Below are 22,472 nucleotides of genomic sequence, written 5' to 3' on the forward strand. Positions count from 1 at the left end.
TCCGCAACGTCTAGAGTGAACGGGTTCGCGCAAGTCTTCACCGGGCCCTCTCGCCCGGAGCTTGCTGGGATTTCTCTGTCAGGGGTGTGCGTGACGGCCGTCGAGTCCCGACCCGCAGGGGTCGCCTTGACTCCCAGCCCGGGGGGCCATCGCCCGTTCGGGGCCCGCGTCAAGGCTTTCGTGGCTCTTACCAAGCCACGGATCATCGAGCTGTTGCTCATCACCACCGTTCCGGTGATGTTCCTCGCTGCCCAGGGTGTACCCGACCTGTGGCTCGTTCTCACTACCACCATCGGGGGATATCTCTCCGCCGGTGGCGCCAACGCGCTGAACATGTACATCGACCGGGACATCGACGCGCTGATGGACCGTACGTCCCAGCGCCCGCTGGTCACCGGCATGGTCAGCCCCCGCGAATGCCTGGCCTTCGGCATCGCCCTCGCGGTGGTCTCCACGGTCTGGTTCGGTCTGCTCGTCAACTGGCTCTCGGCCGCTCTCGCGCTCGGCGCGCTGCTCTTCTACGTCGTCGTCTACACGATGCTGCTGAAGCGCCGCACCTCCCAGAACATCGTCTGGGGCGGCATCGCGGGCTGCATGCCGGTCCTCATCGGCTGGTCGGCCGTGACGAACGAGCTCTCCTGGGCCGCCGTCATCCTCTTCGCCGTCATCTTCTTCTGGACGCCGCCGCACTACTGGCCGCTGTCGATGAAGGTCAAGGACGACTACGCCCGGGTCGGCGTCCCGATGCTCCCGGTGGTCGCCTCCAACCGGGTGGTCGCCCGGCAGATCGTCCTCTACAGCTGGGTGATGGTCGCGGTCTCGCTGCTGCTCACCCCGCTCGGCTACACCGGCTGGTTCTACACCGCGGTGGCGCTGCTGTCCGGCGGCGCCTGGCTCTGGGAGGCCCACGGCCTGCAGAACCGGGCCAAGGCCGGGGTGGCAGGGGCCAAGCTGAAGGAGATGCGGCTCTTCCACTGGTCCATCACCTACGTCTCCCTGCTCTTCCTCGCGGTCGCGGTGGACCCCTTCCTCCGCTAGGTCGTCTTCGACGGGCGGGGCGCGTGGCACAGGCCACGCGCCCCGCCCGTCGCCAGTTCATCTACCCGTCGGTAGCATCCTGTTCATGGCAGAGACGGCAGCAGACGCAAGCGACAGCGGGCAGACCTCACGCACGGACGCCAGGAAGGCGGCGCGCGCCGAGCGCAGGGAGGCGAAGCTGGCCCGCGAGATCGGCGCCTTCGCGAAGGAGCACGGCGGCGCGGAGGGGCAGGTCGCCTACCTCGGCCAGGCGGGCGCCCGCATCGTCCTGGTCGGCGAGGACGGCGCCTGGGGCGACCTCGTGGCCCCGACCTACGCCGTGGCCGAGAACGCGGCGCGGAAGTCCGGCATCACGGTGCACGAGGAGTTCGACGGCGAGCTCGCGCTCAAGGTCCGCACCGGCCCGTACGAGTGGTCCCGGATGGCCGGAATCCAGGTCGGCGGCCCCTCCAACGACCGCTGAGGCGACAGCCGGCCGCGGAGGCGACGGCGCCACTGGTGCCCGCCCCTGCTAGGGCTCGAGGCGCACGGTGTACGGGCTGGGGTGAGGAGCCACGACATACGTGAGGGGCGGCAGGCCACCGGCCCGCCGCCCCTCACGTATGCCTGTCCGTCAGACCGCCGCCGGTGTCGACTCCGGCTGCTCGGTCGACGGGCCGGGCAGCGGGGCCGGAGCGTCGTCGCCGCGCTCGCGCATGCTCAGCACGAGCCGGATCACGGCGATCCACAGGATGGCCGAGCCGAACATGTGGACGCCGACCAGGATCTCGGGGACGTCGCTGAAGTACTGGACGTACCCGATGGCGCCCTGGGCGAGCAGCACGACCAGCAGGTCGCGGGCGCGGGCCCGGGTGTCGGCCGGCGCGTCGACCACCCGCAGGGCCAGCCACATCGCGATGGCCAAGGCGCAGACGACCCAGGCGGAGATGGCGTGCACATGGGCGGCGGCCGACCAGTCCCACGGCATGCGCGGTACGTCGCTGCTGTCGCCGGCGTGCTTGCCGGACCCGGTCACCGAGGTGCCCAGCACGATCAGGACCACCGTGGTCGCCACGATCGCCCAGGCCAGGCGTCGCACCGGCAGCGGAGTCCGGGGGCGCGCGGGGCCGTCGCCCTCGCCGACCCGCACCCAGGTGATCACGGCGACCGCGAGAAGCACGTTGGCCAGCAGGAAGTGCCCGGCCACCGTCCAGGGGTTGAGGCCCGCCCAGACCGTGATCCCGCCGAGGACGGCGTTACCCAGCACGATCCAGAACTGCAACCAGGCCAGCCGGGCGAGCTTGCGGCGGCGCGGCTTGACCGAACTGATGGCGATGATCGCCCAGCCGACCGCGGCCGACAGGACGTAGGCCAGCATCCGGTTGCCGAACTCGATCGCGCCGTGCAGTCCCTGCTCGGGCGTCGCGAACAGACTGTCGTCGGTGCACTTGGGCCAGGTGTCGCAGCCGAGGCCCGAACCGGTGAGCCGGACGGCCCCGCCGGTGACGATGATGAAGACGCTCATCATGACGGCGGAGAGCGCGGCGCGCTTCACCACCTTGGTGGACGGCGTCCAGCGCTTGGCGATGAGGGAGATGGGGGTTTCCACGCGGACCATCGTAGGACGAGGCTTGTGCATGTTTTCACGAGGGGGTGGGTTCGTACCCGGTTGCCCGCACACGTCCTCAGAGCATGCCCCGGTCGGGCTACTCCCAGCGGAAGAACTTCGCCGCCGCGCCGAGCCCCAGCACCGCCCACACCACCAGGATCCCGGCCTGCGCCCACGGCATCGACGCACCGTGCTGGAGGACGTCCCGCAGGCCCTCGGAGAGCGCCGATACGGGCAGCAGCCCCAGCACCGACTGCACGGCGTCCGGGAACTTCTCCAGCGGCACGATGACCCCGCCGCCGACCAGCAGCAGCAGGAACACCAGGTTGGCGGCGGCGAGCGTCGCCTCCGCCTTGAGCGTCCCCGCCATCAGCAGTCCGAGCCCGGAGAACGCGGCCGTTCCCAGCACCAGGAGCAGCAGTACCGAGAGCGGGTTGCCCTGCGGCGACCAGCCCAGGGCGAAGGCGATCGCCGTCAGCAGCACGATCTGGAGCACCTCGGTGACCAGCACCGACAGCGTCTTCGCGGTCATCAGCGCCCAGCGGGGCAGCGGGGAGGCCCCCAGCCGCTTGAGGACGCCGTAACGGCGTTCGAAGCCGGTGGCGATGGCCTGGCCGGTGAAGGCGGTGGACATCACGGCGAGCGCCAGGATGCCCGGGGCCAGGAAGTCGACCGACGCGCCCGAGCCGGTGTCCACGATGTCGACCGCGCTGAACAGCACCAGCAGCAGTGTCGGGATGATCACCGTCAGCAGCAGCTGCTCGCCGTTGCGCAGCAGCATCCGGGTCTCCAGCGCGGTCTGCGCGGCGATCATCCGGGGGAGCGGGGCCGCGCCGGGGCGCGGGGTGTACGTACCGGCGCTCATGCGCGCAGCTCCTTGCCGGTCAGCTTCTTGCCGGTCAGTTCGAGGAAGACGTCCTCCAGGGTGTGCCGCTCCACGGAGATGCCCTCGGGCATCACGCCGTGCTGGGCGCACCAGGAGGTCACCGTGGCCAGCAGCTGCGGGTCGATGGACCCGGTGATCCGGTACGTCCCCGGCAGCGGCTCGGCGGCCCCGGAGCCGTCGGGCAGCGCCTTGACGAGCGAGCCGAGGTCGAGGCCCGGGCGTCCGGTGAAGCGCAGGGTGTTCTCCGCGCCGCCCCGGCAGAGCGCCTCCGGGCTGCCCTGGGCGACGACCCCGCCCGCGTCGATGATCGCGACGTCGTCGGCGAGCGCCTCGGCCTCGTCCATGAAGTGGGTCGTCAGCACCACGGACACCCCGTCGGCGCGCAGCTCGCGCACCAGGTCCCAGGTGGAGCGGCGGGCCCCCGGGTCGAGCCCGGCGGTCGGCTCGTCCAGGAACAGCAGCTCGGGCCGGCCGACGACCGCCATGGCCAGCGAGAGGCGCTGCTGCTGGCCGCCGGAGAGCCGCCGGTAGGTGGTGCGGCCGCAGTCGCCGAGGCCGAGGCGTTCGATCAGGGCGGCCACGTCGAGGGGGTGGGCGTGCAGCTTGGCCATGTGGCGGAGCATCTCGTCGGCGCGCGCACCGGAGTAGACGCCGCCGGACTGGAGCATCACCCCGATCCGCGGACGCAGCCGTTCCGCGTCGGCGACCGGATCGAGGCCGAGGACCCGTACGGTGCCGGCGTCGGGGCGTCGGTAGCCCTCGCAGGTCTCGATCGTGGTGGTCTTCCCGGCGCCGTTCGGGCCGAGGACGGCGGTCACCGCGCCGGTCGCGACCACCAGATCGAGGCCGTTCACCGCGGTCTTCGTGCCGTACCGCTTCACCAGGCCCTTGACCTGTACGACGGGCTCGTTCTCCATGGCGCACCAGTCTAGGCAGCCCTCCGGGGAGGACGGCTCCCGGGGCCAGATTAGGTAACCCTAAGTGACGAACCGCACCGTTGATCGTTCCGGACCGTGGTTGTCAGAGTCGAATGAATTACGCAACAATGGTGTTGTGAAATACGACGGACGGGCTCCTCAGGAGGAACTCGCGACCGGTGAGCGCTCGACGCGCAACCGGGTCGCGCGCTCCATCCTGGACCACGGCCCCTCCACCGCCGCGGACCTCGCCAAGCGCGTCGGCCTCACCCAGGCCGCCGTCCGCCGCCACCTGGACGCCCTCGTCTCCGACGATGTCGTCGAAGCCCGCGAACAGCGGGTCTACGGGGCGCGGACCCGCGGCAGGCCCGCCAAGGTGTTCGCCCTGACGGACTGCGGCCGGGACGCCTTCGACCAGTCCTACGACAAGCTGGCCGCCGACGCCCTGCGCTTCATCGCCGAGTCCGGGGGCGACGAGGCGGTCCTCGCCTTCGCCCGCGCCCGGATGGCCGCGGTGGGCGAGGCGTACCGGGCCGTGGTCGAGGCCGCGGCGCCCGAAGGGCGCACCGAGGCCCTGGCCAAGGCCCTGTCGGCCGACGGGTACGCTGCTATGGCGCGAAGCGCGCCGGGCCCGCAGCAGGGCGAGCAGCTGTGCCAGCACCACTGCCCGGTGGCGCATGTCGCCGAGCAGTTCCCACAGCTGTGCGAGGCGGAGACGGAATTCTTCTCCAGCCTCCTCGGGACCCATGTGCAGCGTCTGGCCACCCTCGCCCACGGCGATGGCGTGTGCACGACCTACGTGCCGCGAAGTGGCCACGCTCCACCCCCACAGACCACTCATTCAGCATCTGCAAGCACGGCCGGGAGGAACCCCGCATGACGCTCCCCACGGAGACTGCCCACCCTGAGCTCGAGGGTCTGGGTACGTACGAATTCGGCTGGGCCGACTCCGACGCGGCAGGCGCGACGGCGAAGCGCGGTCTCTCCGAGGCTGTCGTCCGCGACATCTCGGAGAAGAAGAACGAGCCCGAGTGGATGCTGAAGCTGCGGCTCAAGGGCCTCAAGCTCTTCGGCAAGAAGCCCATGCCGAACTGGGGCTCCGACCTGTCGGGCATCGACTTCGACAACATCAAGTACTTCGTGCGGTCCACGGAGAAGCAGGCGGCCTCCTGGGAGGACCTGCCCGAGGACATCAAGAACACGTACGACAAGCTCGGCATCCCCGAGGCGGAGAAGCAGCGCCTCGTCGCCGGCGTCGCCGCGCAGTACGAGTCCGAGGTCGTCTACCACCAGATCAACGAGGAGCTGGAGGCGCAGGGTGTCATCTTCATGGACACCGACACCGCGCTGAAGGAGCACCCGGAGCTCTTCAAGGAGTACTTCGGCACCATCATCCCCGTCGGTGACAACAAGTTCGCCTCGCTGAACTCGGCCGTGTGGTCCGGCGGCTCGTTCATCTACGTGCCCAAGGGCGTCCACGTCGAGATCCCGCTCCAGGCCTACTTCCGTATCAACACGGAGAACATGGGCCAGTTCGAGCGGACGCTGATCATCGTCGACGAGGACGCCTACGTCCACTACGTCGAGGGCTGCACCGCCCCGATCTACTCCTCGGACTCGCTGCACAGCGCCGTGGTCGAGATCATCGTGAAGAAGGGCGGCCGCTGCCGCTACACGACGATCCAGAACTGGTCGAACAACGTCTACAACCTGGTCACCAAGCGGGCCGTGGCCTACGAGGGCGCGACCATGGAGTGGGTCGACGGCAACATCGGCTCCAAGGTGACCATGAAGTACCCGGCGGTCTACCTGATGGGCGAGCACGCCAAGGGCGAGACCCTGTCCATCGCCTTCGCGGGCGAGGGCCAGCACCAGGACGCCGGCGCCAAGATGGTCCACATGGCCCCGAACACCTCCTCCAACATCGTCTCCAAGTCGGTGGCGCGAGGCGGTGGCCGTACGTCCTACCGCGGTCTGATCGAGATCGGCGAGGGCGCGCCGGGCTCGAAGTCCAACGTGCTCTGCGACGCTCTGCTCGTCGACACGATCTCCCGCTCGGACACCTACCCCTACGTCGACGTCCGCGAGGACGACGTGTCGATGGGCCACGAGGCGACCGTCTCCAAGGTCTCCGAGGACCAGCTCTTCTACCTCATGAGCCGCGGACTCACCGAGTTCGAGGCCATGGCGATGATCGTGCGCGGCTTCGTCGAGCCGATCGCGAAGGAGCTGCCCATGGAGTACGCCCTGGAGCTCAACCGGCTGATCGAGCTGCAGATGGAGGGTTCGGTCGGCTAGGTCCTCGCCCGAGGACCACCGGGGCGGCCGTCCGCGGCCGTCCCCGCACTCCCACCGAACCACCCCCCTTCTTGACTGAGAAAGCGAGCACTACGACAGCCATGGCTGAGGCTCAGAACACTCCGGTGGGTTCCACCACCGCCGGCTCCATCGCGGTGGCCGCCGAGTCGACCGTCGCCACCCGCATGAGCGCACCCCCGTCCTTCGACGTCGCGGACTTCCCCGTCCCGCACGGCCGCGAGGAGGAGTGGCGCTTCACGCCGCTGGAGCGGCTGCGCGGTCTGCACGACGGCACCGCGGTCGCGAGCGGCGGCGGCGTGAAGGTCGCCATCGAGGCCCCCGAGGGCGTCACGGTCGAGACCGTCGGCCGCGACGACTCCCGGCTCGGCAAGGCCGGCACCCCGGTGGACCGGGTCGCCGCCCAGGCGTACAGCTCCTTCGAGCAGGCCTCGGTCGTCACGGTCGCCAAGGAAGCCGTGCTCACCGAGCCGGTCCGGATCACCGTGCACGGCGAGGGCGGCGTCGCCTACGGCCACCAGCTCATCCAGCTGGGCGCCTTCGCCGAGGCCGTCGTCGTCATCGACCACACGGGTGACGCGGTGCTCGCCGCCAACGTCGACTACGTGCTGGGCGACGGCGCGAAGCTGACCGTCGTCTCCGTCCAGGACTGGGACGACACGGCGGTCCACGTCGGCCAGCACAACGCGCTGGTCGGCCGGGACGCCTCGTTCAAGTCGATCGTCGTCACCTTCGGCGGCGACGTCGTCCGCCTGCACCCCCGGGTGGCCTACGCGGCCCCCGGTGGCGAGGCGGAGCTCTTCGGCCTGTACTTCACCGACAAGGGCCAGCACCAGGAGCACCGCCTCCTGGTCGACCACAACACCCCGCACTGCAAGTCCAACGCGGTGTACAAGGGCGCCCTCCAGGGCGACGGCGCGCACGCCGTCTGGATCGGTGACGTCCTCATTCAGGCCGCGGCCGAGGGCACCGACACCTACGAGATGAACCGGAACCTCGTCCTCACCGACGGCGCCCGGGTCGACTCCGTGCCCAACCTGGAGATCGAGACCGGCGAGATCGTCGGCGCCGGCCACGCCTCCGCGACCGGCCGCTTCGACGACGAGCAGCTCTTCTACCTCCAGTCCCGCGGCATCCCGGCCGAGGAGGCCCGCCGTCTCGTCGTGCGCGGCTTCTTCGCCGAGCTGGTCCAGCAGATCGGTCTGCCGGACGTCGAAGCGCGTCTCCTCGAGAAGATCGAGACCGAGCTGAAGGCGTCCGTCTGATGTCCTTCGTCAAGGCCTGTGCGCTGAGTGAGCTGGAGGACGACACCCCCAAGCGGGTGGAGCTCGACGGCACACCCGTCTCCCTCGTCCGCACCGAGGGCGAGGTGTTCGCGATCAACGACATCTGCTCGCACGCGAACGTCTCCCTCTCGGAGGGCGAGGTGGAGGACTGCGCGATCGAGTGCTGGCTGCACGGATCGTCGTTCGACCTCCGCACCGGCAAGCCGTCCGGCCTTCCCGCGACGCGCCCCGTCCCCGTATACCCCGTAAAGATCGAAGGGGACGATGTGCTCGTCTCCGTCACCCAGGAGTCCTGAGTCACCCATGGCAACGCTTGAAATCCGCGACCTGCACGTCACCGTCGAGGCCGACAACGCCACGAAGGAGATCCTCAAGGGCGTCGACCTGACCGTGAAGCAGGGCGAGACCCACGCCATCATGGGCCCCAACGGGTCCGGCAAGTCCACCCTCGCGTACTCGCTCGCGGGTCACCCCAAGTACACGATCACCAGTGGCACGGTCACCCTGGACGGCGAAGACGTCCTGGAGATGTCCGTCGACGAGCGGGCCCGCGCCGGCCTGTTCCTCGCCATGCAGTACCCGGTCGAGATCCCCGGTGTCTCGGTCTCCAACTTCCTGCGCACCTCCGCCACCGCCATCCGCGGCGAGGCCCCCAAGCTGCGTACGTGGGTCAAGGAGGTCAAGGAGACGATGGCCGGGCTCCAGATGGACCCGTCCTTCGCCGAGCGCAACGTCAACGAGGGCTTCTCCGGCGGTGAGAAGAAGCGCCACGAGATCCTCCAGCTGGAGCTCCTCAAGCCGAAGATCGCCGTCCTGGACGAGACCGACTCCGGCCTGGACGTCGACGCGCTCAAGACCGTCTCCGAGGGTGTCAACCGGGTCCGCGAGACCGGCGAGGTCGGCACCCTGCTGATCACGCACTACACCCGCATCCTGAAGTACATCAAGCCCGACTTCGTGCACGTCTTCGCCAACGGCCGGATCGCGGCCTCCGGCGGCGCCGAGCTGGCCGACCAGCTGGAGAACGAGGGCTACGAGGCCTACACGAAGGGTGGCCCCGTGAACGGAGGGAACTCAGGAGGTGCAGCCGCGTGACTGACGCCCGACAGGGGCTCACCGGCCTCCTCGACACCGAGGCGATCCGCAAGGACTTCCCGATCCTGGACCGCACGGTCCACGACGGCAAGAAGATCGTGTACCTGGACTCCGCGGCGACCTCGCAGAAGCCGCGTCAGGTCCTCGACGCGCTCAACGAGTACTACGAGCGGCACAACGCGAACGTGCACCGCGGCGTCTACACGATCGCCGAGGAGGCCACCGCGCTGTACGAGGGCGCCCGCGACAAGGTCGCCGCCTTCATCAACGCACCCAGCCGCAACGAGGTGATCTTCACGAAGAACGCCTCGGAGTCGCTGAACCTCGTGGCGAACATGCTCGGCTGGGCGGACGAGCCCTATCGGGTGGACAGTGACACGGAGATCGTCACCACGGAGATGGAGCACCACTCCAACATCGTGCCGTGGCAGCTGCTCTCGCAGCGCACCGGCGCGAAGCTGAAGTGGTTCGGCATCACCGACGACGGCCGGCTCGACCTGTCGAACATCGACGAGATCATCACCGAGAAGACGAAGATCGTCTCCTTCACGCTGGTCTCCAACATCCTGGGCACCGTCAACCCGGTCGAGCAGATCATCCGCCGCGCCCAGCAGGTCGGCGCGCTGGTCTGCATCGACGCCTCGCAGGCGGCCCCGCACATGGTGCTCGACGTGCAGGCGCTCCAGGCCGACTTCGTGGCCTTCACCGGCCACAAGATGGTCGGCCCGACGGGCATCGGCGTGCTGTGGGGGCGGCAGGAGCTCCTGGAGGACCTGCCGCCCTTCCTCGGCGGCGGCGAGATGATCGAGACCGTGTCGATGCACTCCTCGACGTATGCTCCGGCACCGCACAAGTTCGAGGCCGGTACGCCCCCGATCGCCCAGGCCGTCGGCCTCGGCGCGGCCGTGGACTACCTCTCGGCGATCGGCATGGAGAACATCCACAACCACGAGAAGGCGATCACCGAGTACGCGGTGAAGCGCCTCCTTGAGGTCCCGGACCTGCGGATCATCGGTCCGGCGACGGCCGAGGACCGCGGGGCCACGATCTCGTTCACGCTCGGCGACATCCACCCGCACGACGTGGGCCAGGTCCTCGACGAGCTGGGCATCGCCGTCCGGGTCGGCCACCACTGCGCCCGCCCGGTCTGCCTGCGGTACGGAATTCCCGCGACGACGCGAGCGTCGTTCTATCTGTACTCCACGCCCGCCGAGGTCGACGCCTTGGTGGACGGTCTGGAGCACGTCCGGAACTTCTTCGGCTGAGGGTTGACTGGTGAAGCTTGAATCCATGTACCAGGAAGTGATCCTGGACCACTACAAGCACCCCCACGGGCGCGGCCTGCGGGACGGCGACGTCGAGGTGCACCACACCAATCCGACCTGCGGCGACGAGATCACGCTCCGGGTGAAGTACGACGGCGAGACCCTCGCCGACGTGAGCTACGACGGCCAGGGCTGCTCCATCAGCCAGGCCAGCGCCTCCGTGCTGAACGAGCTGCTCGTCGGCAAGGAGCTGTCCCAGGCGCGGAAGATCCAGGAGACCTTCCTGGAGCTGATGCAGTCCAAGGGCCAGCTGGAGCCGGACGACGCGATGGAGGAGGTGCTGGAGGACGCCGTCGCGTTCGCCGGCGTCTCCAAGTACCCCGCCCGGGTCAAGTGCGCGCTGCTGAGCTGGATGGCGTGGAAGGACGCGACGGCCAAGGCGCTGTCCGAAGGGAAGACCGCATGAGCGACAACGAGACCGCGACCATGAAGCCGGCCTCCGAGGAGGAGGTCCGCGAGGCGCTGTACGACGTCGTCGACCCCGAACTGGGCATCGACGTCGTCAACCTGGGCCTGATCTACGGCATCCACGTCGACGACGCCAACATCGCCACCCTCGACATGACCCTGACGTCCGCGGCCTGCCCGCTGACCGACGTCATCGAGGACCAGGCCAAGTCCGCCACGGACGGCATCGTCAACGAGCTCCGGATCAACTGGGTCTGGATGCCGCCGTGGGGCCCGGACAAGATCACCGACGACGGACGCGAGCAGCTCCGCGCGCTGGGGTTCAACGTCTGACACGCTCCCCGAAGAGCGATGAACGGCCATGCCCGCCAGGCAGACTGGCGGGCATGGCCGTCTCCATCCGAGCCGGACCCCGGCCGACCGAGCCGGGCCGGGCCCCCACGTGCTCAGACGTGGGAGGGCGGCGGCGGGCCGTACTGCTCCGGCAGGGTCGCTGCCGCCGCCTCGGCCAGGACCGGGCCCAGGTTCTCCGTGCGCATCCGCAGGTCGACGTAGAGCAGGCCGACCACCAGCGGGGGGAAGATCGCCGTGAACAGCTGGGCGATCATCTGGCTGATGAACGACAGCAGCAACACGCCGCCGAGCATCGCGACGATCTGCCCGCCGGTCGGGTCCGCGTCCACGTCCGCCGGGTCGAACACGCCGGGGAGCAGGCCGACCATCTGGAACGGCAGCTGGATCATGTAGCCGATCGCACCCGCGAGTCCGATGGCGAGCAGCCCGACGCCGAAGACCCGCCACCAGTTGCCGCGCACCAGCCGGACCGAGCGGCGCAGGGCGGCGACCGGGCGCTGGTGCTCGAAGACCACGACCGTCGGGGCCAGGGAGAAGCGGACGTAGAGCCACATCGCTACCGGTGCGATGAGCAGGAAGCCGAGGAAGCCGACCACCATCAGCGGCACGACGCCGTCCTCGTCGCCCAGCGAGACAGCGTAGATCATCAGCCCGGCGACGGCGCCGACCATGAGCGCCATCGGGACGGCCATGATCAGCCCGGTCAGGAACACTGTGCCGAGGATCGACCAGACCCTCGACCACGCCCGCCTCCAGACCTCCCCGAAGCCGATCGGGCGGCCCAGGACGGCCTCCTGGAGGACCACCGGGACCGCTGCCTGCACCACGGCGGACGCCAGCAGGTAGACGATCATGCCGATGACCATCAGCACGCCGAACGCGACGCCCAGCGGCACCAGTTGCGCAGCGTCCGGGGATCCCGGGGAACCGGCGGTCAGCTCGTCCCACTGGCTCGCGACGGCGGCGCCGGCGGCCACCAGGGCGGCGATCATCACGAGCGCCGCCGCGCCGAACAGCGTCAGGGCGATCCCGATCAGCGGTTTCCAGTACCGCCCGAGCGTCGAGAAGGCGCCGCTGAGCATGTCCGAGACCCTCAGCGGCGCCAGGGGTATGACCCCCGGCTTGGGCGGTGCGGCCCACCCGCTGTTCCATCCCCCGCCCGGTCCCTGCGCGCCCCCGTGGAAGGGCCCCCCACCGTGAGGTGCGCCCCCGTACGGGCCGCCGCCCCACCCTGCGTCCTGCGCCACTGCGTCTCCGTCGTCTCGTCGGCCCGGGTACCGGGCCGTGTGGTCGGTCGGCACACCGTAACGCCCCCGACGTGGGCCGATGATATGTACGGCCGTACGCAACGTTGGGTACAGTCGTACACATGGGATACGCATACGGACTGCTGGCCGCCGCCATCGCGGCGGAGGTGGCCGGGACGACGGCCATGAAGTACAGCGAGGGCTTCACCCGGCTCTGGCCCTCGCTCGGCACCGTGGTGGGCTACCTCATCGCCTTCACCCTGCTCGCGCAGACCCTCAAGACGCTCTCCGTGGGCACCGCCTACGCCATCTGGGCGGGCGCCGGCACCGCGGCCGTCGCCCTCATCGGGATCCTGTTCCTGGGGGAGTCCAGCGGCCTCGTCAAGATCGCGGGCATCGCCCTGATCGTGGCCGGGGTCGTCGTCCTCAACCTGGGAGGGGCGCACTGATGGCCCGGCGGTACGACCCCGGGCGGCGGACGAGGATCATCGACGCGGCGCTGAGCGTGGTCGCGGCCGACGGCATCGCCGGCCTCAGCCACCGCACCGTGGCCGCCGAGGCCGATGTGCCGCTCGGCTCGACCACGTACCACTTCGGCTCCCTCGACGAACTCCTGGTCGCCGCCCTGCGCCGCTGCAACGAGAACTTCGTGCAGGCCCTGCGCGGCAGCGAGGCACTGGCGGGACCCGCCGGCTCCGCCGGTCTCGCGGAGGAGCTGACGCGGTTGCTGGGCCGGTGGTTCGCGGGCGAACGCGGGGCGATCGAGCTGGAGTACGAGCTGTACCTCGCGGCGCTGCGCCGCCCCGCGCTGCGACCCGTCGCCGCCGAGTGGACCGAGGAGGCCGTCGAGCTGCTGTCCCGGCGCACCGACCCGGAGACCGCGCGGGCGCTCGTCGCGCTGATGGACGGCGTCTGCCTCCAGGTGCTGCTCACCGGCGGCACGTTCGACGCGCCCTACACTCGCGAGATGCTGGCCCGGATCGTGGACGGCGGCGTCTGAGCCCGCCGGTGTGCGGATCACGGACCGGCCGGTCAAGGACCTGCTGGGGCGCCCCGCCCTGGTCGTGTCCCGGACGGACCGCGAGTTCGCCGAACTCGCGAACCTGCGGGACGAGGTGCTGATCGACCCGGAGACCTTCGCCTGCCGCGGGAAGCGCGGCGTGTACCTCGTGGGCGGGAAGATCGACGGTGTGCCCGTCAGCAAGGACCGGGTGGTGTCGAACGAGGCCCTGGTGAGGACCGAGGTCCGCGACGGCGCGCCGTCCCCTTCCGTTCCCGAACCGGGTACTGAGACCGGTTCGCCCGAGCGGGCCCCGGCCGGTTAGGTTGCTGTTCATGACCGACACGACTTCCCAGGGTTCTGCCCGCACCACCGGCGCCGTCGCAGCCGGCCTCGCCACCGTCGCCGGTGACGGCACCGTCCTCGACACGTGGTTTCCCGCCCCCGAGCTGACCTCCGACCCCGGCCCGGCCGGTACGACGCGCCTCAGCCCGGACGAGGCCGTCAACCGGCTCGGCGAGGGCGCCGCCAAGGCCCTCGGCGTGGACGCCCGGCGCGGCGTCGAGGTCGTCGCCGTGTCCACGGTCATCTCCTCGCTCGACGACAAGCCGCTCGACGCCCACGACGCCTATCTGCGCCTGCACCTGCTCTCGCACCGGCTGGTCAGGCCGCACGGCCAGAACCTCGACGGGCTGTTCGGGCTGCTCGCCAACGTCGCCTGGACCTCGCTCGGCCCGGTCGCCGTCGACGACCTGGAGCGCGTGCGGCTCAACGCGCGCGCCGAGGGCCTGCACCTCCAGGTCACCTCGGTCGACAAGTTCCCCCGGATGACGGACTACGTCGCCCCCAAGGGCGTACGCATCGCCGACGCCGACCGCGTCCGGCTCGGCGCGCACCTCGCCGCCGGAACCACCGTCATGCACGAGGGCTTCGTCAACTTCAACGCGGGCACGCTCGGCACCTCCATGGTCGAGGGCCGCATCTCCGCGGGCGTCGTCGTCGGCGACGGCTCGGACATCGGCGGCGGCGCGTCCACCATGGGCACCCTCTCCGGTGGCGGCACGGAGCGGATCGTCATCGGCGAGCGCTGCCTGGTCGGCGCGGAGGCGGGCGTCGGGATCGCGCTCGGCGACGAGTGCGTCGTCGAGGCCGGTCTGTACGTCACCGCCGGCACGCGGATCACGCTGCCGGACGGCCAGGTCGTCAAGGCCCGCGAGCTGTCCGGCGCCTCCAACATCCTCTTCCGCCGCAACTCGGTCACCGGCACCGTCGAGGCCCGCCCGAACAACGCGGTGTGGGGCGGCCTCAACGAGGTCCTGCACGCCCACAACTGACCCGTTCAGCAGGGAGCGAGGAGCTCCTCGTACGCCGCACGCAGCCCGTCGGTCGCCTCGCGCCCGGCGGGCTGCAGCGGTTCCCGGACCGGTCCCGCGTCCAGGAGCGCCTTCACGGTGACGGTTCCGGGGAGGCCGATCGCCATCATCAGTTCGGTGAGGCGCACCGTGAGCCCGTTGAGCCGGGCCGCCTCGTCGGTGCGGCCCGCGTCGAACGCGTCCAGCGGCGCCCGCATCCGGCGCGGGGCCACGTTCGCGACGGTGCTGACGTAACCGGCGCCGCCCACCGCGTACAACGGCAGGTTCAGCTCCTCGCAGCCCGAGTAGTACGCCAGCGAGGTGCGGGCCAGCACCTTCGTCGAGCCGAGCAGGTCCGAGGAGCAGTCCTTCACCGCCACCACGCGCGGGTGCTCCGCCAGCCGCAACAGGGTCTCCGGCTCGATCCGGGTGCCGGTGCGGCCGGGGATGTCGTACAGCATCAGCGGCAGCCCGGTGGAGTCCGCGACCCGCAGGAAGTACGCCTCGACGGCGGCCTGCGGCGGGCGGCTGTAGTACGGGCTGACGACCAGCAGCCCGTCCGCGCCCGCCTCCTCGGCCTCCCGGGCCAGGCGCAGGGTGTGCGCGGTGTCCGGGCCCCCGACGCCGGTGAGCAGCGGCACCCCCTCGCCCACCTCCGCCCGGACCGCCCGCAGCAGGGCGGACTTCTCGGCGTCCGTCGTGGTGGGGGACTCGCCCGTGGTGCCGCTGAGGACGATCCCGTCGCAGCCCTCCGCCACCAGGTGCGCGGCGTGCGCACGGGCGGCGTCCGGGTCCAGGGCCCCGGCGGCGGTGAAGGGCGTGATCATGGCGCAGAGCGTGCGGCCGAAGGGGGGCGGTGCGGTGGCGGTCATGTCCGCAGTGTCGACTCCCGGAACCGTGTAGGTCCACTTAGATCTCATTGGGGTGACTGGCAAGGAACGCTGAAGAGTCCGTTGGGCGCGGCGGCTGCTTCGGCACCACTTCTGACATGATCGAACGCACGGACGACGGGTCGCGGCGGCGGGTCGTGGCGAGAGGCGGGGGCATCGGATGGGTGTGTGCGTACAGGGGCGGGTGCGGGTGCGGGTGCGCAGACGGGCCTCCGCCGTGCTGCTGGCGGCGGCGCTGACCGCGTTGACCGGCTGCTCCGGGTTTCTCGTCCCGGCCGGCGAGGGCGAAGATCCGGACAACCCCACCCCGTCCGCCTCCGCGCCCCGCTCCGGGATCGTCCGCGCCGAGACGCTGCCCCCGACCCCCGCGCCCGCCTACGGGGAGATGCCACGGACCGGACCGGCCCCCTCCCCGCCGCCCGAGAACTGCCCCGCCTCCGGGGCCGTGGTGACCATGGGGGAGGTGCTGACCGCGATGATGAGCCGTGCGGTCGCCCTGACCCTGACCAACTGCGGCTCGAAGCCCTACCGGGTCGACGGCTACCCCTCGGTCCAGGCGCTCGGCGAGGACGGCGAACGCCTCCCCGTGAAGGTCAACCCGGCCGGCTCGCAGTTCGGCCGCGACCGGGGCCCCGAGACACTCACCCTGAAGCCGGGCGGCACAGCGCGGTCGATGCTCGCCTGGGTCTCCACCCAGGAGGGCGGCGAGCTCGTCATGGCCGACGCCCTGGAGCTGGCCGCCGCCCCCGACGCGGGGGCGCGGGTCTACCCGCTGGAGGGTCACGACATCCGGTACATGGACGAGCTGAACATCACGGCCTGGCGGGCGGAGCTGCCCGAGTGACCGCCCGGCCGGGGTCGGCCCGGGCGGGGTCGGCCCGGGCGGTCAGCCGTCGCCGTCGCCCACCGGCACGGTGTGGGTGACCCAGCCCGTGCCGGGCGGCCCCTCCGGCAGCACATGCAGCAGAAAGGCCGCCGACTCGTCGGGATAGCCGGGCACGCCCTCCCGCAGCGCCAGCCCGCTCTGCCGGTACGTACTCGGCGCGACGGCCACCGTGCTGCCCGCGAAGGGCACCGTGACCGGGCGGTGCACATGGCCCGCCAGCACCCGCACGACCCGGGGGTGCGCGGCGACCACCTCCGCCAGTGCGGGGCCGTCCGCCAGGCGCATCGCGTCCAGGAACGGAATGCCGACCGGAACCGGCGGGTGGTGCAGACAGACGAGGGCCGGTACGCCGGGGCGCCGGGAGAGGTCCCGGTCCAGCCGGGACAACTGCTCGGGACCCAGCCGGCCGCCCGGCGCACCGGCGACCCGCGAGTCCAGGACCACGAGGGTGAACGCCGGGTGTTCCACCGCGTACGACGTCAGCGTCCCCCCGCCCAGGAAGCGCGTCCCGCCGAACGCGCCCACGAGGGCCTCCGGCACGTCGTGATTGCCCGTCACCAGACGCAGCGGCACCGGGAACGCGCCGATCTCCTCGCGCAGGGCCGCGTACTCGGCCGGCTCCCCGCGCTCGGTCAGATCGCCGGTGATCACGACGCAGTCAGGGAGCGGGTCCAGGGCGAGCACCCGGCGCAGGGCGGCCCGCAACCCGGCGGCGGGGGCCGCCGCCTCCGGACCGGTCGTGAGGTGCGGATCGCTCAGGTGCGCCACGGAGAGGGCCATGCCCCCACCCTTCCCCGGCCTCCTCCGACCGCACCCGAGGCCGCTCACGCCCTGGGCGAACGGGGCGCGGGCGCAGCCAGGCGGAACACCCTTGACCTCGACCGGACTTGAGGTGTCACCGTGGTGGTCACGACGCACCGACCGGCGCGCGTGACGAAGGGAACCCGCCATGACCACGCACCTCACCGACCGCCCCGACCCGGCCCGCGCCGACGCCCGGATCGCCAAGGCCAGCACCTGGAACGTCGGTACACCGCAGCGGCAGCGAGAGGCCGTCGACGCCATCCGTAAGGCCTGGGAGAGCCGGGAATGGCCGCACCCCGGGCTGCTCTCCTACAGCGTCTACGCGGGGGAGGACGGCGCGACCCTGCTGCACTACTCCCAGTGGACCGGCGAACAGGCCTACCAGGACTTCGTGCGGGAGAGCCGTGACGCCCGCAACGCCGAGATCGACGCCGCCGTCCCCGGCATCGACCGCATCGGACTGCACACGTACGAGCTGTACCGCTCCGGTCTCCGTGCCGAGGGCGACACCAGGGAGACCGGCTGCCTCGTCATCGTGGACGTCGAGTTCGACGGGCCCGACCCGGCCCGCCAACGCGACTGGGTGGACGCGGTGTTCGAGGCGCTCGGCGAGGAGGTCGAGTTGCCCGCCGGCGGCATCTCCGCGCACTTCCACGTCAGCACCGACGGCACCCGGGTCCTCAACTACGCAGAGTGGGAGAGCGCCGAACACCACATCGCGGCCCTCGCCGCCCCCGGAGAGGGCGTCGGCTCCCCGTCCCCGCACTGGGAACGCGTCCAGAACTACCCGGGCATGACCGGCGGCGGAGTGCACCGCTACACCCCCGTGCTCAGCCTGGAGCCGGGCGCGGGCGTATAGGGGGCGCGGCGGGCGGTATGCGGCGAAGCGGCGGGCGGTACACGGCGCAATGCGTCTAGGCTTGGACGGCTGAACCGCGTACGCACTCCGTATGCCCCGAGCACGCACCGAGGAGAACCCCCGATGTCCGCAGAGCGCCCCTTCCTGCCGCCGGTGCGGCTGAACACCGAGGCCGAACTGGCACGGGACGCGCTCGCCGCTCCGCTGTTCGTCCGCGCCGTCGAGCTCGCCCGCTGGGCGGGCCCGGACACCCGGGTCGGGGCCGGCGGCGAACTGGTCGAGGACCAGCTTCACGCGGCCGCCGAGCACCTCGCCCTCCCGGCGGACGAGGACGGCGCCGCCTACGCCGGAGAGGCCTGGCGGCTCGCCGTGGACACCGGCCTCCTCGACGTCACCGACCCGGAGGAGAGCGAGGAGGGCGACGAGGGTACGGACGGCAAGGGCACCGTCACCACGGGCGAGAACCTGGCCCTGCTCACCGGCGGCTCCCCGCAGGACGTCCTGTCCATCTGGCTCGACGGCCTCGACGCCGTGCACGCCGACGCCACCACGCCCGTCCTGGACGACTTCGCTGACCTCGTCGGCGAGGACGGCTCGATCGACTTCGACGCCCTGGACTGGGACCCGGAGGCCGAGGCGGAGTTCCTCGACGGCGTCCTCGGCAACCTCTACCTGCTCACCCTCGCGGACAACGGCGCGGGCGAAGGACCGGTCCCGCTGCCCGCCCTCGCCGCGTCGATGATCGTCCCCGACGACATGGGCGAGCCGACCGACGACATCCTGGAGCAGGTGTCCGAGGCGATGATGCGCCTCGACGACCAGTTCCGGCTCCTCGAACCCATCGGGATCGTCGAATACCGCCCGGTCGACGAGGCGTTGCTGGTCGAGGAGGGCGAAGCCGCGGACGACTCCGCCGCCGGGGCCGACGACGAGGACGTCACCCGTTACGGCATGGTCAAGCTCACCCCCCTCGGCCTGTACGGCATCCGGGCCCGGATGCTGGAGGCCGGGGTGGACGCCCCCGCCGTCGGCGACCTCGCGGGCAAGGGCGCCGACGTCCTCCTCGACGGCATCGCCCACTACCCGGAGCCCGCCGCCCGCGCCGAGGTCAAGCTCTGGCTCGCGGAACACGGCGCTCAGGGCGCGGTGGCCGCGGCGGCCGAGCTGCTGGCCGCCGCCCGAGGCGCGGACGAGGGCGCGCCGCTGCGCCGCCTCCACTGCCAGCAGGCCCTCGCCCTGGCCGGCCCCGACGCGGAGCCCGCCGTACGCGCGGTGCTCGGCGACCCGGAGCTGGGCGGCCTGGCCCGCGTCTGGCTCGCGGAGCGCGGCGCGGCCGACGTGCCCGCCCCGCCGGAGACCATGATCTTCTGGCTGGCCATCGACACGATCGCCGCCCAACTGGACGCGGACGGCGAGCTGGACGAGCTCCAGGGCCTGGTCGAGGGGCTCTCCGCGCAGCACAGCGGCTTCTTCGACGAGGTCTGGCGGGTCGACCACCCGGCCACCGCCGATGTGCTGGAGGCCATGGGCCGGCTGCACAGCGACAAGAAGGCGGCCAAGGACGCCCGCAAGGCGGCGTTCAAGGCCCGCTCCCGCGCGGGCGGTTGAGGGCCTGAACGTCGGGCCCGGAGCAGCGCTCAGCTGAAGAGCTCTGCTCCTACCAAGCAGTCGTCAGCGGTGCGCGGCCTCAGGAGCCCCGTGCCGGCGCAGCCGTGTGGTTGGACGCCCGTATCGCCTTCGTGCCGACGCGGGCGTACCAGCCGGACGGGTCCGCGGCGAGGTCCCGGACATCGCTGACGCCCCAACCGCGCTGCACCGCACCCCGGTTCACGTCCAGGGCCCGGCACAGCTCGCCCGTCACCGCGACGGTCAGCCCGCCGGGGATGCGCCGGGGGCGATCACCGCGGGCTCCTCCTGTGCGACGCCCGCGCCCTCCGGTTCGGTTGCGTCCCCGGGGGTTCCCGTCGGGCCCCCTCCAGGGCCTTGCGAAAATCCTTCGCGTGCGACCGGGCCGTTGCCTAAGGTCATGGACATGCACCTCCCGGTGCGAAGGCGGCGGCTCCTTCCTTTCCCGAAATGTGCCGCAGCCACTGATGATCTCGGGAGGCGCGAGCGCCGGGGTGCCCGGTGCGCAGGCGACGGATACTTCTGGATCAGAGGGTCGCGGGTTCGAGTCCCGCCCGGCTCCGGCCGGTAGCTCAGTCGGTTGGAGCATCTGACTGTTCTCCGTCGCCGACTCCTGATCTCGGGCACCCCGTTCCGCCGCCGCGCCCTTCCCCAGGAATTCGGGGGAATTCTCCTCATGGCCCGTTTCAACTTCCGTACCCACAGGTCCCGGTCCTCCGGTGCCGTGCCCACCTCGCCCGTCGCGACGACCGGCACGCTCGCGCCCAACCACCAGGGCGGCACCGGGCATGTACGCGACGCCCGCTCCGAACTCTTCCTGCTGGCCGTCGCCAACTTCGTGGCCCAGGACACCTACTACGAGGGCGGGGACCAGCGCGACGACCGGTTCGCCGCGCTCGTGCGCCGCCTCGCCGTGGAGGACCCCGTCTGGACCGCTGGGCTGCTCCACTGGCTGCGCCGCGACGGGCGGATGCGGACCGCCTCGCTGGTCGGCGGCGCGGAGTACGTGAAGGCGCGGCTGACGGCAGGCTGCACCGAAGGGCCCACGAACCGCCAGGTCATCGACTCCGTACTCCTGCGGGCCGACGAGCCGGGCGAACTGCTCGGCTACTGGACGTCCCGCTACGGGCGAGCCCTGCCCCAGCCCGTGAAGCGGGGCATCGCCGACGCCGTGCGCCGCCTCTACACCGGACGGGCTCTGCTGAAGTACGACACCGCGTCCAAGGGCTACCGCTTCGGCGACGTACTCCATCTGGTGCACGCCGCGCCCGACCCCGCCAAGCCCTGGCAGGGCGCGCTGTTCCGGTACGCGCTGGACCGCCGGCACCGGCCGGAGACCGCCGTGCCGCCCGCCGCCGACCGCACCCTGAGCGCCCACCGGGAGCTGATGAATCTTCCGGTTGCCGAGCGTCGCACGGTCGTCACCGGAGCCGGCGGCGCGGAGCGGCTGGCCGAGGCCGGGATGACCTGGGAAGCGCTGGCGGGCTGGTTGCAGGGCCCGATGGACGCGGCGGCGTGGGAGGCGGTGATCCCGTCGATGGGGACCATGGCGCTCGTGCGGAACCTCCGCAACTTCGACGAGGCCGGGGTGCGGGACGAGGTCGCGGCGAGCGCCGCGGCCCGGATCAGCGACCCGGAAGCCGTCGCCGCGTCCGGTCAGTTCCCCTTCCGCTACCTCGCCGCGTACCGGCACGCGCCCTCGCTCCGCTGGGCCCACCCGCTGGAACAGGCGCTCGGGCACTCGCTGGGCCAGGTCCCCGCGCTGCCCGGCCGCACCCTGGTTCTCGTCGACCGCTCCGCGTCGATGGGTGCGCCGCTCTCCGAGCGCTCCCGGCTGGACCGGGCCGACGCCGCGGCCGTCTTCGGCGCGGCGCTGGCGCTGCGCTCCGCCGACGCGGACCTGGTGCAGTTCGGCACGGGCAGCGCGCCGGTCGCCTTCCACAGGGGCGAGTCCGTGCTCCGGGTCCTGGACCGTTTCGGGAACCTGGGCGGCACGAACACGGCGGAGGCGGTGCGGCGGCACTACCGGGACCACGACCGGGTACTCATCGTCACCGACGAGCAGGTCGCGTACACGCGCCGTGGCGACGCGGCCCGGAGCGTTCCGGACACGGTGCCCGTCTACACCTGGAATCTGGCCGGATACCGGCTCGGCCACGCCCCGTCCGGCGAGGGAAACCGCCACACGTTCGGGGGTCTTTCCGATGCGGCGTTCCGCATGGTCCCGCTGCTGGAGGCGGGAGGAAGCGCTGACTGGCCGTGGTGAGCCCTGATTACGAATCCGGCACGTCTGGGGCCTTGGGCACCGACGGGCATGGCGTAGGGCCTCCGCAGGGCGCATACTCGACTTAATGAAACAGTCAGCCCGGCGTCACCTGCCTTCCAGTCCCTTCAACCGCCCGGCCCAGGAGGCCCCACCGGTCGAATGCTTCGATGTGGGCGACAGGGTGTCGCACGACCAGTTCGGGCTCGGCAGGATTCTTGCTGTCGAGGGCGACAACGATGCGGTCCTCATCGACTTCTCGGGGCGTCAGGGAAGGATCCTGAGCCCGTACTCCAAGTTGACCAAGCTCTGAGACGCGGAACGAGTACGAG

At 71.2% G+C, this 22,472-nt stretch carries 26 protein-coding genes; 19 read left to right on the forward strand and 7 right to left on the reverse strand.

The window, feature by feature from the left end; all coding sequences use genetic code 11:
• Positions 1-84: 84 nt before the first annotated feature.
• The gene (locus tag N7925_RS28680; RefSeq protein WP_265602298.1) at positions 85-1,038 is read left to right on the forward strand and encodes a heme o synthase; all 954 of its coding nucleotides are present in this window, start codon (positions 85-87) and stop codon (positions 1,036-1,038) included.
• 85 nt (positions 1,039-1,123) lie between these two features.
• Positions 1,124-1,501, forward strand: a complete 378-nt coding sequence (locus N7925_RS28685; protein WP_274345601.1) for a hypothetical protein — start codon at positions 1,124-1,126, stop codon at positions 1,499-1,501.
• Positions 1,502-1,651: 150 nt separating this feature from the next.
• Here N7925_RS28685 and N7925_RS28690 read toward each other — a convergent pair whose 3' ends face one another.
• From N7925_RS28690 to N7925_RS28700, 3 genes are all read right to left on the reverse strand, one after another.
• Positions 1,652-2,635 (reverse strand): COX15/CtaA family protein, encoded by a 984-nt coding sequence (locus N7925_RS28690; protein WP_265602300.1) that lies wholly within the window; start codon positions 2,633-2,635, stop codon positions 1,652-1,654.
• Positions 2,636-2,723: 88 nt separating this feature from the next.
• Positions 2,724-3,491: an ABC transporter permease gene (locus N7925_RS28695; RefSeq protein ID WP_265602301.1), complete on the reverse strand. Its 768-nt coding sequence runs from the start codon at positions 3,489-3,491 to the stop codon at positions 2,724-2,726.
• The gene (locus N7925_RS28700) at positions 3,488-4,429 is read right to left on the reverse strand and encodes an ABC transporter ATP-binding protein (protein ID WP_265602302.1); all 942 of its coding nucleotides are present in this window, start codon (positions 4,427-4,429) and stop codon (positions 3,488-3,490) included. Before N7925_RS28700 ends, N7925_RS28695 begins: the two co-directional genes overlap by 4 nt.
• 136 nt (positions 4,430-4,565) lie before the next feature.
• On the opposite strand from N7925_RS28700, the gene N7925_RS28705 reads away from it, so the two are divergent.
• The 8 genes from N7925_RS28705 to N7925_RS28740 all read left to right on the forward strand — a co-directional run bounded on the left by N7925_RS28705 (position 4,566) and on the right by N7925_RS28740 (position 11,192).
• Positions 4,566-5,309: a helix-turn-helix transcriptional regulator gene (locus N7925_RS28705; RefSeq protein ID WP_265602303.1), complete on the forward strand. Its 744-nt coding sequence runs from the start codon at positions 4,566-4,568 to the stop codon at positions 5,307-5,309.
• Positions 5,306-6,727 (forward strand): Fe-S cluster assembly protein SufB, encoded by a 1,422-nt coding sequence (gene sufB, locus N7925_RS28710; RefSeq protein ID WP_265602304.1) that lies wholly within the window; start codon positions 5,306-5,308, stop codon positions 6,725-6,727. Before N7925_RS28705 ends, sufB begins: the two co-directional genes overlap by 4 nt.
• Positions 6,728-6,828: 101 nt before the next feature.
• Positions 6,829-8,010 carry a Fe-S cluster assembly protein SufD gene (sufD, locus tag N7925_RS28715; RefSeq protein WP_265602305.1) on the forward strand — a complete coding sequence of 394 codons (1,182 nt, stop codon included), beginning with the start codon at positions 6,829-6,831 and terminating at the stop codon, positions 8,008-8,010.
• On the forward strand, positions 8,010-8,327 hold the full coding sequence (locus N7925_RS28720) for a bifunctional 3-phenylpropionate/cinnamic acid dioxygenase ferredoxin subunit (RefSeq protein ID WP_265602306.1): 318 nt from the start codon (positions 8,010-8,012) through the stop codon (positions 8,325-8,327). Before sufD ends, N7925_RS28720 begins: the two co-directional genes overlap by 1 nt.
• Before the next feature lie 7 nt (positions 8,328-8,334).
• Positions 8,335-9,126: a Fe-S cluster assembly ATPase SufC gene (gene sufC / locus N7925_RS28725; protein WP_265602307.1), complete on the forward strand. Its 792-nt coding sequence runs from the start codon at positions 8,335-8,337 to the stop codon at positions 9,124-9,126.
• On the forward strand, positions 9,123-10,391 hold the full coding sequence (locus tag N7925_RS28730) for a cysteine desulfurase (protein ID WP_265602308.1): 1,269 nt from the start codon (positions 9,123-9,125) through the stop codon (positions 10,389-10,391). Before sufC ends, N7925_RS28730 begins: the two co-directional genes overlap by 4 nt.
• A 10-nt stretch (positions 10,392-10,401) precedes the next feature.
• On the forward strand, positions 10,402-10,857 hold the full coding sequence (gene sufU, locus N7925_RS28735) for a Fe-S cluster assembly sulfur transfer protein SufU (protein WP_274345602.1): 456 nt from the start codon (positions 10,402-10,404) through the stop codon (positions 10,855-10,857).
• A complete protein-coding gene (locus N7925_RS28740) occupies positions 10,854-11,192 on the forward strand; it encodes a metal-sulfur cluster assembly factor (protein WP_003969897.1) in 339 nt (112 codons plus the stop codon). The genes sufU and N7925_RS28740 overlap by 4 nt, the downstream gene beginning before the upstream one ends.
• A gap of 113 nt (positions 11,193-11,305) precedes the next feature.
• Here the strand turns inward: N7925_RS28740 and N7925_RS28745 are convergent, their stop codons facing one another.
• On the reverse strand, positions 11,306-12,295 hold the full coding sequence (locus N7925_RS28745) for a DUF7847 domain-containing protein (RefSeq protein ID WP_274345603.1): 990 nt from the start codon (positions 12,293-12,295) through the stop codon (positions 11,306-11,308).
• Between the two features lie 287 nt (positions 12,296-12,582).
• Between N7925_RS28745 and N7925_RS28750 the strand changes: the two genes are divergently transcribed.
• From N7925_RS28750 to dapD, 4 genes are read left to right on the forward strand one after another with little or no spacing between them, the layout of a single operon-like run.
• Positions 12,583-12,909: a DMT family transporter gene (locus tag N7925_RS28750; RefSeq protein WP_265602310.1), complete on the forward strand. Its 327-nt coding sequence runs from the start codon at positions 12,583-12,585 to the stop codon at positions 12,907-12,909.
• Positions 12,909-13,460 (forward strand): TetR/AcrR family transcriptional regulator, encoded by a 552-nt coding sequence (locus N7925_RS28755; RefSeq protein ID WP_265602311.1) that lies wholly within the window; start codon positions 12,909-12,911, stop codon positions 13,458-13,460. Before N7925_RS28750 ends, N7925_RS28755 begins: the two co-directional genes overlap by 1 nt.
• Before the next feature lie 10 nt (positions 13,461-13,470).
• Positions 13,471-13,785: a hypothetical protein gene (locus tag N7925_RS28760; protein WP_274345604.1), complete on the forward strand. Its 315-nt coding sequence runs from the start codon at positions 13,471-13,473 to the stop codon at positions 13,783-13,785.
• Between the two features lie 10 nt (positions 13,786-13,795).
• Positions 13,796-14,794 carry a 2,3,4,5-tetrahydropyridine-2,6-dicarboxylate N-succinyltransferase gene (gene dapD, locus N7925_RS28765; RefSeq protein WP_265602313.1) on the forward strand — a complete coding sequence of 333 codons (999 nt, stop codon included), beginning with the start codon at positions 13,796-13,798 and terminating at the stop codon, positions 14,792-14,794.
• A gap of 5 nt (positions 14,795-14,799) precedes the next feature.
• Here the strand turns inward: dapD and dapA are convergent, their stop codons facing one another.
• Positions 14,800-15,684: a 4-hydroxy-tetrahydrodipicolinate synthase gene (gene dapA, locus N7925_RS28770; RefSeq protein WP_274345605.1), complete on the reverse strand. Its 885-nt coding sequence runs from the start codon at positions 15,682-15,684 to the stop codon at positions 14,800-14,802.
• Between the two features lie 178 nt (positions 15,685-15,862).
• Here dapA and N7925_RS28775 point away from each other — a divergent pair, with 178 nt between their 5' ends.
• Positions 15,863-16,546, forward strand: coding sequence for a DUF4232 domain-containing protein (locus tag N7925_RS28775; protein ID WP_274345606.1), 684 nt, complete (start codon positions 15,863-15,865; stop codon positions 16,544-16,546).
• A 42-nt stretch (positions 16,547-16,588) separates the two neighbouring features.
• Here N7925_RS28775 and N7925_RS28780 read toward each other — a convergent pair whose 3' ends face one another.
• Complete coding sequence (locus tag N7925_RS28780) at positions 16,589-17,368, reverse strand: phosphodiesterase (protein ID WP_274345607.1); 780 nt, start codon at positions 17,366-17,368, stop codon at positions 16,589-16,591.
• 169 nt (positions 17,369-17,537) lie between these two features.
• Here N7925_RS28780 and N7925_RS28785 point away from each other — a divergent pair, with 169 nt between their 5' ends.
• Complete coding sequence (locus tag N7925_RS28785) at positions 17,538-18,251, forward strand: antibiotic biosynthesis monooxygenase (RefSeq protein WP_265602316.1); 714 nt, start codon at positions 17,538-17,540, stop codon at positions 18,249-18,251.
• Positions 18,252-18,374: 123 nt separating this feature from the next.
• Positions 18,375-19,859, forward strand: a complete 1,485-nt coding sequence (locus tag N7925_RS28790; RefSeq protein WP_274345608.1) for a hypothetical protein — start codon at positions 18,375-18,377, stop codon at positions 19,857-19,859.
• A gap of 79 nt (positions 19,860-19,938) precedes the next feature.
• Here N7925_RS28790 and N7925_RS28795 read toward each other — a convergent pair whose 3' ends face one another.
• Positions 19,939-20,112 carry a hypothetical protein gene (locus tag N7925_RS28795; protein ID WP_265602318.1) on the reverse strand — a complete coding sequence of 58 codons (174 nt, stop codon included), beginning with the start codon at positions 20,110-20,112 and terminating at the stop codon, positions 19,939-19,941.
• Positions 20,113-20,553: 441 nt separating this feature from the next.
• Here N7925_RS28795 and N7925_RS28800 point away from each other — a divergent pair, with 441 nt between their 5' ends.
• Both N7925_RS28800 and N7925_RS28805 read left to right on the forward strand, forming a co-directional pair.
• Positions 20,554-22,143, forward strand: a complete 1,590-nt coding sequence (locus tag N7925_RS28800) for a TROVE domain-containing protein (protein WP_274345609.1) — start codon at positions 20,554-20,556, stop codon at positions 22,141-22,143.
• Between the two features lie 85 nt (positions 22,144-22,228).
• Positions 22,229-22,453, forward strand: coding sequence for a hypothetical protein (locus N7925_RS28805; protein WP_032752687.1), 225 nt, complete (start codon positions 22,229-22,231; stop codon positions 22,451-22,453).
• The last annotated feature ends 19 nt before the right edge of the window (positions 22,454-22,472 follow it).

The sequence above is a fragment of the Streptomyces sp. CA-278952 genome (assembly GCF_028747205.1).
In the GTDB taxonomy this organism is placed as follows: Bacteria; Actinomycetota; Actinomycetes; order Streptomycetales; family Streptomycetaceae; genus Streptomyces.